The sequence below is a fragment of the Myroides sp. LoEW2-1 genome, assembly GCF_009767705.1.
GTDB classification, from domain to species: Bacteria; Bacteroidota; Bacteroidia; order Flavobacteriales; family Flavobacteriaceae; genus Flavobacterium; species Flavobacterium album_A.
In genome coordinates, this window is sequence record NZ_WSPP01000023.1 from 1 (window position 1) to 12,111 (window position 12,111).

The following is a 12,111-nucleotide window of genomic DNA, read 5'->3' on the forward strand; positions in this document are numbered from 1 at the left end:
GATATAGTCTTTTTTAGAGCATCAATCCTCGTAATACTCTATTCTATCTATATTGAGGACATATTAACTATCCAATTAATCCAAAAGAATTCCCTTTGGAAATAAAACAAGCTCTATTGAGATAATACTAATCGTTTATAGTATATATTTAAAACGCCCTGCTAGATCTTTAGTAGGGCGTTTTTTTGTACACTAGATGCTGCGTAGTTTGCAATATATACCCACATCATCTTTCCACAATCCACATAAGGTAAAGGTCGAAATATCTTCCGTGACACATAATACATCTTTTAACTGTTTTCTTAACCTGTTTGACACATAAAGGGTTGCCTCTACTGGTAAAACAATTAACCAAAAACCAAAAAAAAAGCCTGTGAACATTCAGTCCACAGGCTTTATATAAATAAGCGAGAAATTAATCTTACATATTACGTCTGTACTGTCCTCCTACTTCAAATAACGCTGAAGTAATCTGACCTAACGAACAGACTTTAGAAGCATCCATTAATGCTTCGAATATATTGCCATTTTGAATAGCGACTTCTTGAATACGCTCTAATTGTTCTTTTACTAAAGCCTCATTAGCCTTATTCAAATTCTTTTTTGTCTTGATCTGGAATAGTTTCTCCTCTTCTGTTGCACGGATAACTTCAGCAGGAACTACCGTTGGAGATCCTTTAGAGCTCAAGAAAGTATTTACTCCAATAATAGGGAACGTACCATTGTGTTTTAATGTTTCATAGTACAATGACTCTTCTTGGATTTTAGAACGTTGGTACATTGTCTCCATTGCTCCTAACACCCCTCCTCTTTCTGTAATTCTATCAAATTCTGCTAATACCGCAGCCTCTACTAAATCCGTTAATTCTTCAATAATAAATGATCCCTGTATTGGATTCTCATTTTTAGCCAATCCTAGCTCTTTATTAATGATTAACTGTATTGCCATAGCTCTACGTACAGATTCTTCCGTAGGAGTCGTAATAGCCTCATCATACGCGTTAGTGTGAAGTGAATTACAGTTGTCATAGATAGCATATAACGCTTGAAGTGTAGTACGGATATCATTAAAGTCTATCTCTTGTGCATGCAATGAACGACCTGATGTCTGAATGTGATATTTCAACATCTGAGCACGCTCATTAGCTCCATACTTATTCTTCAGTGCTTTTGCCCAAATACGACGAGCTACACGTCCAATCACAGCATATTCTGGGTCAATACCATTCGAGAAGAAAAACGATAAGTTTGGCCCAAAAGCGTTGATATCCATTCCTCTGCTTAGATAATATTCTACATACGTAAACCCGTTAGCTAATGTAAATGCCAACTGCGTTATAGGATTTGCCCCTGCCTCTGCAATGTGATATCCTGAGATAGACACAGAATAGAAGTTACGCACATTCTTCTCAATAAAATACTCTTGTACATCTCCCATTAAACGAAGAGCAAACTCCGTAGAGAAAATACACGTATTTTGAGCTTGATCTTCTTTTAAGATATCAGCTTGTACCGTACCACGCACTTGTGATAAGGTATTCTTTTTAATCTCTGCATATACTTCTTTTGGAAGTACCTGATCACCTGTTACTCCTAAAAGCATTAGTCCTAGTCCATCATTCCCTTCTGGTAACTCTCCATTATATCGCGGTCTCTCGACGCCTTTCTTCTTATAAATAGCTTCAATCTTTGCTTCAACTTCTGCCTCTAATCCATTCTCTTTGATATAGATTTCACATTGTTGATCAATTGCTGCATTCATAAAGAATCCCAATAACATAGGTGCTGGTCCATTAATCGTCATAGACACAGAAGTTAAAGCATGTGCAAGGTTAAACCCTGAATACAACTTCTTCGCGTCGTCTAAACAACAAATAGAAACTCCTGCATTTCCAATCTTTCCATAAATATCAGGTCGGTGTCCTGGATCATTACCATATAACGTAACTGAGTCAAATGCAGTAGACAGTCGCTTAGCAGGCATGCCTAAAGACACATAGTGAAAACGTCTATTGGTACGCTCTGGCCCTCCCTCTCCTGCAAACATACGTGTAGGATCTTCTCCCTCGCGTTTAAACGGATAAAGTCCTGAAGTAAAAGGAAACTCCCCTGGTACATTCTCTTGTAATGACCAACGCAAGATATCTCCCCATGCCTCATACTTAGGCAGTGCAATTTTAGGAATCTGTAAATGTGATAAACTCTCTGAATGCGTAGCAATCTTAATCTCCTTATCACGCACTTTGAAAGAATATACAGGATTCTTGTATTTATTAACTTTTTGATCCCATGTCAAAATAACTTCCCAGTTATAAGGATCTAAGTTCATCTTCACCTTGTCAAATTCCTTTAAAAGAAGGTTGATGAACAATTGTGTATCAGCATCTTTAGAAACTACTGTTTCTTCTACAATTCCTGATTTATCTATTTCTGGCAATTTACCAGCTACTGTTTCTACTGTTTTAAAAATACCATATAACTTCTGAGCTACTTCCTTTTGAGAAAGGACAGTTTCGTCATATTTACGGTTATTCTCTGCTATTTCAGATAGGTAACGTGTACGGTTAGGTGGTATCACAAAGACCTTCTCACTCATCTCTTTTGTGATTTCGAAATTAGACTTTAAGTCCGCTCCGGTCTTCTCTACCACTTTATCCATAATCGCTTTATATAAAGCATTGGTACCTGGATCGTTAAACTGAGAAGCAATTGTACCAAACACAGGCATTTCGTCTGGGTTTACATCCCATAAGTTGTGGTTGCGTTGATATTGTTTCTTTACATCTCTGATTGCATCTAATGCTCCGCGTTTATCAAATTTATTGATTGCAACAATGTCTGCGAAGTCAAGCATATCAATCTTTTCTAACTGCGTAGCTGCTCCAAACTCTGGCGTCATGATATACAAAGAGGCATCTGAGTGATCTAAAATTTCTGTATCTGACTGCCCAATTCCTGAAGTCTCAAGGATAATTAAATCGTAATTAGCCGCCTGAAGTACTTGAAGTGTTTCTTCAACATAACGAGATAACGCTAAGTTAGACTGACGAGTAGCTAACGAACGCATAAATACTCGAGGATTGTTAATCGAGTTCATACGGATACGATCTCCTAACAGTGCTCCACCTGTCTTACGCTTAGACGGATCGACAGAAACTAAAGCTACTGTCTTTTCAGGGAAGTCAATCAAGAAGCGACGAACTAATTCATCTACCATAGACGATTTACCTGCTCCACCCGTTCCAGTAATACCTAATACTGGCGTATTCTTATGTTTCTCATGATCGTATTTAAATATTTTTAAGAAGTCTTCTTCCCTATTTTCCGCTAAAGAGATTAAGCGAGAAATCGTAGTAACATCTTTATCTGCTAAAGATTGGTAGACATCTTTTCCGTCTGGTAATTGTAAGTCCATTGTAGGATAATCGGCCTTCTCTACCATATCGTTAATCATGCCTTGTAATCCCATAGCTCGTCCATCATCTGGAGAATATAAACGAGTAATACCATAGTCCATTAATTCTTTTATCTCACTAGGCAAAATTACTCCACCTCCACCTCCAACGATTCGAATATGGCCTGCTCCTTTTTCTTGTAACAGATCATACATATATTTAAAATACTCGTTATGACCACCTTGATATGAAGTCATTGCAATCGCATTAGCATCTTCTTGGATAGCTGTATTTACTACCTCTTCAACGCTCTTATCATGTCCTAAGTGAATAACCTCACATCCTGTTGATTGGATAATACGACGCATAATATTAATCGCCGCATCATGGCCATCAAATAAAGCCGCCGCAGTAACTATACGCACCTTGTTAGTAGGCGTATAGGGTGTATTTTGTTGCATAATTCTTATTTTATAGTTTTTGAGTAGGAAAGCAATATAGTGAAATATTCGAATATTTGGTATCTAATTTCCAAGAATAATAAATCCTCAAAAAAGACAGTTAATAGAGCTACTATAGGATCTCAAAGCAGATAATACATGATAATTCCTAAAAATCACTGCTTTGAATAGTATAATTCTTTATTTGATCATGGGAAAATATAAAAAAACGATAAAAAGAAGTAATCGTAATTCTCATAAAATGAGAATTATATAAATTATAACATCAAAAGTTGACGATTTATCACTATATCTGATCAATAAATTAAAAGTTGGATAATAATTGAATATAATATTTTTTTTATATACATTGTGAAAACTTTACAACAACCAAACGACAACTTTATGAAACAACAATTATTTGAAGTACTTTTCAATAAAGTAGATGACTTCATCTCCCATTTTGAAAAAGTTCCCCTTAAGAGATTTAATAACGGATTAGCATGGGAACAGTTTTATTTTTCTTATTTTTCTTCCATGACGAATACTCTTATTCACTCTATGAATCATTTAGATTATGTACAGTTTAATAGTTATGTCATCCAAGAAGAAAAATTAGACAATATTGGATTGACCTATAATCACAAGAACGAGTTAGTCCGCGCCATTAATTATGAGGAGAACAAGGAAAATCACAAGTTAATTACGAAATACTTGCAAGATAACTTAGATAAGATAAGAACAAACAAGCAAGCAGATACTTATCAAAAAATATCTTGTAAATACGAAATAGACAATACTACATATTTTATCACAGGTACAGCTTTTGTGGATAGCGACACGCAAAGTGTAACTATAGCCTGTTGTAGTTTAGAAATTAACGGCGAGATAACCTATAAAGAAGATAGCTATACTCCTACTTTGAACAAAGCGACATGTGAAGAAGTATATCAGGAATTTATAGCATTAGATGATTGCAGTGAAATTGCTGCACACCAAGTAGCTGAGGAACACAAGATAAGTTTAGATATACTAAACAAAGATTTTATTTACTACTATGGTGATCAAGTAATTAATTACTGTAAGAAAGAAAGGCTTTTAAAAAGCCTTGAGTTATTGCTGTTTACCTCCATAGATACGGAACAAATAGCAAGAAAATCAGGGTTTAAAAATTGGAATGAGTTACTTGAAACGCTTAGTAAAATTCCAAATATTAATATGAATACACTAATTCGATATAATTAGAAAGTACAAAAAAAGGGCATCCAACTGGATGCCCTTTTTTTGTATCGTAACTACTAAATTGCTTTAGTTTTTTCTTTCAACCAAGCAGCTTCTTCTTTAGTCAATTTGCTTTCTAATGAATCATAAACCCACTGATTGTAGTTATTTAACCAATCAATATGTGCACTTTCCAGTAGGGACTTATCAACTAAATCCGTAGCAATATAACAAATCGTAAGAGTTTCAAAATCCATAAAATCTCCGAATTGATTTGAAGAAAGCTCTTTCGAGAGAACTAAGTTCTCAATTCTAATTCCGTGCTTACCTTCTCTATACAATCCTGGTTCAATTGAGGTAATCATCCCTACCTCCACTGGAATATCAGTAGCAGTTGGGTTAAATACTTGAGGTCCCTCGTGAACATTCAAAAAGAAACCAACACCATGTCCTGTACCATGTCCATAGTTTCTCAATGTAGCCCATATAGGTCGTCTTGTGATAGCATCTATCTGATATCCTCTTGTACCTTTTGGATATATAGCCATTGATCCTTCAATTGTACCTTTCAAAACAACAGTATAATCTTCTTTCTCCTCTTGGGTAAGCTTCCCTAAAGAAATAACACGCGTAATATCAGTTGTTCCTGTTTCATATTGTCCTCCTGAATCTACCAATAACAATCCTTCAGGTTTTAAGTCATAATTACTATGTGGTTCTGCTTTATAATGTGGTAAAGCACCGTGATCTTTGTATCCTGAAATGGTATCAAAACTAATATCTTTGAATCCTGGTTGAGCTGCTCTAAGTTCTCTTAAATGATCTGCGATATTCATTTCAGTTAGTGTTCCTGAAGCCACATTTTCTTCAATCCACTTAAAGAATTTTGTCAAAGCAACCCCATCGTTAATCATCGCATTTCTTTGATGATTTATCTCAACCTCGTTCTTTATTGCTTTTAGCATAGTAGAAGGATTCATTTCTTCCAAAATAGTTACATCTTGTGGAACTGAATCATAAGTAGCGAAACAAGTTCGCTTAGGATCTAATAAGATAATATCTGATTTACTTAGCCCTTTCAAGTATGCTTGTACTTTTGCATACTCTTGTATTTCCACTCCATGTGAAAGTAACTCACTTACCACTTCTTGAGATACTTTGTCCGAATCAATAAAGAGAATTGCCTTCTCTTGACTAATAAATACAAATCCCAAAGTAACAGGGTTACACTTAACATCTGTTCCTCTTATATTTAATAACCAAGCCAAGTCATCTAAAGAAGAAATTAAATGAGCAGTTGCTCTTTTTTGTTTCAATACAGCACGTACAGCAGCAATCTTGTCTTTAGTTGCTTGACCTGTTGTTGTTACTGGCAACGTATAAGCTTTTTCTTTAGGCAAAGTAGGTCTATTCTTCCATACAGGGTCTAACAAATCTACATGTCCATTGACATTAATTCCCAAGGGATCTAATATTGTCTTTACTGCATTTGCTACAGCTAATGAAGCTAAATTCCCGTCAAAAGCAACCGTTGCACCTTTTGGAAGAGTCTCCCCTAACCAAGTAACGTACTCAGGAGCGTGTTGTACTTTTAGTTTTACAAGTTCAAAACCTGACCCATTTAACTGCTCGTTAGCTTGAACAAAATATCTCGAATCCGTCCATAAACCAGCAAAACTTTGAGTAATTACTAATGTTCCAGCTGACCCTGTAAATCCTGAAGTCCATGCTATACATTTGTAATGGTCTGGTAAATACTCACTTATATGTGGATCTGAAGAAGGAATAATGTAACCATCTACTCCTTTCTCTTTCATTAAAAGACGAATCTGTGATAATTTCTCTAAATATGTCATTTTTTCTAAATAAATTTTTCAAGCTAAAGGTACAAAATGCAAATCATTGACAATAGCTATAACTGTTAAATTGAATTGTTTTGTTCTTTTTCAAGCTACTTAGTTACCAATTCGTATTTCTGATCTTTCTTAGACTTTAAAGATATTGTTTTATTGCTATTTACGTTACTATAATCAAAATCGCGAAGAGTCAAATCTCGTCTGAATAACTCGGGATTATTAATAAAACTTACAACCAAATTGTACAATAGGCTATTTTCTTCAATATTCTTACCTACAACTACGCGCATTCTCGTGTTTTTCTTTTCATTACCGCGTCTGTAATCATATACAAGCTGGCCTTTCTCATTCCATTTTGACTCTAAGAACTCTTCAAAATAGGCATCCCAAATTCCCTTTCCTTTTTCTGTAATTGTTGTTGCTCTTTTTTGAGCAAACCCCACATTGACAATGCTTGCTTTATTTAGATATCCTTCTTCTTTGGTCAATAAATCATATTCTATATTTTCGATAAAAATATTTCCAGCTTGTTTAGATACAATATAGTATGCTACTTTCCCTTGTTCTGTTACTTTAATTCTAAAGTTATCTTCTGTCTTTGAGAAAAAATATATGATTTCTTTGCCCTGATTTGAGTATACCACTTTCTCAAAACCTTCGTCATTTACCTCACTTTCATCTTGTTTACTCGATAAAATAAAAGGTGAAATAGCACCAGGAGGCAAAGAGTAGTAATAATCTAAGACTTTATTGTTAGAACCAACTGAAGCCTCTAAAAAAGAAAAATAATGTTTATCCAAATCAAAGTAATACGTTTTCTGAACCTCCCTATTTGCATACAGGTGATATCTATTATTACCTCCTACAAAAGATAGAGAATCTAAAACAAGTCCTTCGACAATAGCCCCTCTTTCATATATCCCATAGAACAGCGTATTATGTTTGTTATTTCGATATATATAAGGCTCTGTTACACTATCTGTTAATTTAATTGCCTCCAACTCTGTTTCTACCGAAGTATTTGTATCCGCAAAATTTGAAACGATCTTCTCTATTTGTAGGCTGTCATTTTCAATAGCTTTATATTGAATGTATTCGGTATTCCCTATTTGAACAAAATCCCTTGCCCACTCTATTTCCTTTTTAACTTCTACCTCTTGTCCAAAAACACTACATCCTATTAATAGAAATATCACATACTTTTTCATAAACCTATTTTTAATATAAAATCAATATATTCAATACTCAAAATTACAACTTTCAAATTAATTATCAATCTAAAAAAGTTTCAATAAATATGACAACAAATTAACGCGTTTTAAGTATATATAAAACTACAATATCTCTTTACTTGACATATACTTTAAAAACAAACTTTTACTTTAGATATGTACCGAAAAACTTATCCCAGATCACAGTATAGAAACCAAAATTGTGATTGGGGTACTGATGGTGGTGATTGTGAAACAAACTCAGTCCTAAAACATTCTTCTTTAAAAACTTAGCAATAGTATTTCCTTTCAATATTTCATCGTTTAAATGACCTATAGTTCCCCAGATAAGGTTAATAAAAAGATAGATTGCTATAGCTTGAACTGAAAATGAATAAACAAGTAAACACAAAATAAAAACTAAACCAAATCCAATTGCTTCTAAAGGGTGTAAAACAAATAAACTAATGCAATTCACACTTTCGTGCTTATGATGTCTTTGATGTACTGCTTTATAAAAAACGGGGGAATGTGCGATTCGATGAAATACATACATTAAAAAATCCATCATACCAATTAAAACAATTGTTTGAAGAATTATTGTTGCCCATGAACTATTCTCAATTACTTGTATAACATCTATTCTAAACAACTCAAATCCCACCAAAAAGACTATTGAATTGCAAACCAACACCACGAGGGTTAAGCGCAAATCCTCCTTACTTATAGGTTCTGTCGATGTCTGAATTTTCTTTCCACCACAATAAGTCGTGCAAAAGTGATAAAACAATACAGAGACTCCAATCAATATTGCATTTAATAGCAGTGAAAAAGAAACAAGTTCTACCCTTGATAGTAGCAATAATAAATCCAACATAATTTAATTCTAAAAAGTAAAAATAGTTAAAATAACTCCAGTTTACCCCATGCTAATAGTCTATTTGCATTAATTCTGCTATAAACACCATACGTTGAATAACCTTACAAACACGTATTCTATTCCTCTCTTTCCTTATATCCAATTCATATCAAAATCACAAACTAACTACACTTATTTAAATCAAGGTAGTAAAGAAAAACATGAATTATTTCCAAAATTGAAAAGATTTTACTCTTTTAGTAGGACACATCATAACCATTGTACCTTAGAGCTTCTCCAAAAAGAATTGGATTTATACAATAAGACCTTTGCTTTGCTTTGATTAGCTTTAATTTTCATTTACTTTTGGAAGTTTGATTACTTTTATTAACCCCAAAAAATAATCTCTAAGTGAATGAAACAAACTAAAACTGGCTCTGCTGTTAGTGCAGCTCTTTTATCTATGGTCTGCGTACAAGGAGGAGCCTCTCTGGCCAAAAAGCTATTTCCAATAGTTGGTGCTACAGGTACTACCTCTTTGCGCATTGGTTTATCGGCTATTTTACTCAATCTCATTAATAGACCAAAGATTTCTAAGTTTACCAAAAAGCAATGGTTATACTGTTTTTATTATGGTGGCTCGATTGCTTTAATGAATATGATATTTTACTTAGCCATTCAGAGGATTCCTTTAGGACTTGGGGTAACTATAGAATTTGTAGGTCCCTTGTTCTTAGCGCTTGCTCTATCACGTAAACTACTTGATATCATTTGGGCTTTATTAGCATGTATAGGAATCTTGCTTATTGTACCCTGGACAACAAATGACATTGACCTTATAGGTTTAGGTTTGGCTTTTACAGCAGGAATTTTTTGGGCATGTTATATCTTAATGGGCAGCAAAGTTTCCAAGGAGATGAATACTAATGACGCAGTTTCTGTTGGGCTGATTTTTGCCACATTCATTGTTGTTCCAGTTGGTATTTACTCAGGAGGATTGGTTAATCTAACTTGGACTTCGGCGGGAATTGGTCTTTTAGTAGCTATTCTATCCAGTGCATTGCCTTTTAGTCTTGACTTATTAGCCTTAAAAAAACTCCCAGCTAATACATTTAGCATTCTTACAAGTTTACAACCAGCCTTTGCTGCTTTATCAGGACTTCTGTTCTTAAAAGAACAATTGAGTTTGCTACAATGGATTTCGATTGCTTGTGTAGTGGGAGCGAGTATTGGTACCACCATATTTTCTAAAAAGTAAAACAGAGAACTTAAATGTTTCATAAAAACACGTTGTCCTATCAAATTGGCCACGTGTTTTTTCATTTTAAAAGGAGTTATAGGCTTCTTAAATGTATCTCATATTGTTGTATTATTCTACAATATGTCCTTTTTGATTTGTTAATAAATAGCCTTGTAGTACATTCTGAGCTGTTGGCATACATATTGGTCTATATATCATACCCAAATTCAAATAAATCGCTGAATATTCAGTAAAAGTAATATCAATCTTATTTGAACAATCATTTTTTTGATTTTACTAATTATAAAACACCAAGACTATGCGAACTTTAGAACCGATACAAGAAAAACAACAGCCGACAGAGAAAAGCTTCTTAGATAAAATAAAAAACATCTTCCATGAAGCCACTTTAGACAGAAAAGATTATATGGTTCTTTTGCTAACTTTTAGTGCCATGATTGGAGCTTCATTTCTTGTTTTTAGACTTAAACCCTATTTCAACAAACTTCACCAAGAAAGACTTAATACGGTATGGGGAGAAATCTTCTTAAACTCAACCTATGTGCTGTTGTGTATACAAATAGCATTTCTTCTTTTCATCATATTTCTATACATCAGATATAGAGCTATTAAATCTGTATCCGATGATGAACTTCCTACATGTACTGTAATAGTACCTGCATATAACGAAGGAAAGCTTGTATGGCAAACACTACACAGCTTGGCTGATAGCAATTATCCAAAAGAAAAACTACAAATTATCTCCTTAGATGACGGTAGTAAGGATGATACTTGGCAATGGATGCTGAAAGCGAAAGCTGAATTAGGAGATCGAATTGAGATCTATCAGCAACCTAAAAACATGGGAAAAAGACATGCCTTATATAGAGCTTTTAAGATAGGTAGCGGAGATGTCTTTGTTACTGTAGATAGTGACTCTATTGTAAGAGAAGATACCTTGAGAAACTTAGTATCCCCTTTCATCACTAATGAAAAATGTGGTGCTGTTGGTGGAAACGTTCAAGTATTAAACAGCAAAAGTGCCATGATACCGCGAATGTTAAATGTAAGTTTTGTATTTAGCTTTGAATTTATCAGATCAGCACAAAGTGTATTAGGATCTGTACTATGTACACCAGGAGCCTTAGCAGGATATAGACGTGAAGCCGTAATGAACTGCTTAGAAGATTGGATTAATCAAACATTCATGGGACAGCCTTCTGATATTGGAGAAGATAGAGCAATGACCAATATGATTCTAAAACAAGGTTACCACGTTTTATTTCAACAAAATGCCTATGTATTCACCAATACCCCTGAAAAATATAAAAATCTATATAAGATGTTTATTCGTTGGGAAAGAAGTAATGTGAGAGAAAATATCATGATGAGTAAGTTTGCCTTTAAGAACTTTAGAGAAGGCTCTAAAATAGGACCAAGAATTTTACTGTTGAATCAATGGATTAGAGTTATCATGGCCTATCCATTAACTATTGTAATGTTGTTGTTTATAATCACTCATCCTATTTTATTTGTTGTATCTACACTCTCAGGCATATTTTTATTCTCTACTATTCAAGTGTTTTTCTACTCAAAGAGATATAACATATTAGAGTCATTTTGGGCTTATCCATATAGTATTTTTTACACATTTACTTTATTTTGGATAACTCCCTATGCTATTGCAACTGCAAGCAGAAGAGGATGGCTTACTCGAGGTTAATTGTACTTTTTACTATATTTGATTACTTAAATACCTTCAATAAACAGATTGAAGGTATTTTTATTTAAAATAGGAATACAAATCTTGTGAAAAATGAATTTTCTCTTTATTTTTTAACATCTCTCTCCTTGTAAAACCCTTGTAGAATATAGGTTTTTAAATAAAT

Annotated in this window: 7 protein-coding genes; 3 read left to right on the forward strand and 4 right to left on the reverse strand. The window is 34.0% G+C overall.

What is annotated here, in order from left to right; genetic code table 11:
• Positions 1-421: 421 nt before the first annotated feature.
• Positions 422-3,856, reverse strand: a complete 3,435-nt coding sequence (locus GOQ24_RS02160; protein WP_160339022.1) for a methylmalonyl-CoA mutase family protein — start codon at positions 3,854-3,856, stop codon at positions 422-424.
• Positions 3,857-4,240: 384 nt separating this feature from the next.
• Between GOQ24_RS02160 and GOQ24_RS02165 the strand changes: the two genes are divergently transcribed.
• A complete protein-coding gene (locus GOQ24_RS02165; protein WP_160339023.1) occupies positions 4,241-5,080 on the forward strand; it encodes a hypothetical protein in 840 nt (279 codons plus the stop codon).
• 53 nt (positions 5,081-5,133) lie between these two features.
• On the opposite strand, the gene GOQ24_RS02170 is transcribed toward GOQ24_RS02165, so the two are convergent.
• From GOQ24_RS02170 to GOQ24_RS02180, 3 genes are all read right to left on the reverse strand, one after another.
• On the reverse strand, positions 5,134-6,912 hold the full coding sequence (locus tag GOQ24_RS02170) for an aminopeptidase P family protein (RefSeq protein ID WP_160339024.1): 1,779 nt from the start codon (positions 6,910-6,912) through the stop codon (positions 5,134-5,136).
• A gap of 95 nt (positions 6,913-7,007) precedes the next feature.
• Positions 7,008-8,120, reverse strand: coding sequence for a hypothetical protein (locus tag GOQ24_RS02175; RefSeq protein ID WP_160339025.1), 1,113 nt, complete (start codon positions 8,118-8,120; stop codon positions 7,008-7,010).
• Positions 8,121-8,289: 169 nt separating this feature from the next.
• Positions 8,290-9,000: a sterol desaturase family protein gene (locus tag GOQ24_RS02180; RefSeq protein ID WP_160339026.1), complete on the reverse strand. Its 711-nt coding sequence runs from the start codon at positions 8,998-9,000 to the stop codon at positions 8,290-8,292.
• 397 nt (positions 9,001-9,397) lie between these two features.
• On the opposite strand from GOQ24_RS02180, the gene GOQ24_RS02185 reads away from it, so the two are divergent.
• Together GOQ24_RS02185 and GOQ24_RS02190 are read left to right on the forward strand one after the other, a co-directional pair.
• Positions 9,398-10,240: an EamA family transporter gene (locus tag GOQ24_RS02185; protein WP_155091523.1), complete on the forward strand. Its 843-nt coding sequence runs from the start codon at positions 9,398-9,400 to the stop codon at positions 10,238-10,240.
• A 301-nt stretch (positions 10,241-10,541) separates the two neighbouring features.
• A complete protein-coding gene (locus GOQ24_RS02190; protein ID WP_155091524.1) occupies positions 10,542-11,945 on the forward strand; it encodes a glycosyltransferase in 1,404 nt (467 codons plus the stop codon).
• Positions 11,946-12,111: the final 166 nt, after the last annotated feature.

Coding starts and splice junctions, on each gene's coding strand:
- GOQ24_RS02175 (WP_160339025.1), bottom strand. CDS start 8,120: ATGAAAAAGTATGTGATATTTCTATTAATAGGATGTAGTGTTTTTGGA.
- GOQ24_RS02160 (WP_160339022.1), bottom strand. CDS start 3,856: ATGCAACAAAATACACCCTATACGCCTACTAACAAGGTGCGTATAGTT.
- GOQ24_RS02180 (WP_160339026.1), bottom strand. CDS start 9,000: ATGTTGGATTTATTATTGCTACTATCAAGGGTAGAACTTGTTTCTTTT.
- GOQ24_RS02185 (WP_155091523.1), top strand. CDS start 9,398: ATGAAACAAACTAAAACTGGCTCTGCTGTTAGTGCAGCTCTTTTATCT.
- GOQ24_RS02165 (WP_160339023.1), top strand. CDS start 4,241: ATGAAACAACAATTATTTGAAGTACTTTTCAATAAAGTAGATGACTTC.
- GOQ24_RS02170 (WP_160339024.1), bottom strand. CDS start 6,912: ATGACATATTTAGAGAAATTATCACAGATTCGTCTTTTAATGAAAGAG.
- GOQ24_RS02190 (WP_155091524.1), top strand. CDS start 10,542: ATGCGAACTTTAGAACCGATACAAGAAAAACAACAGCCGACAGAGAAA.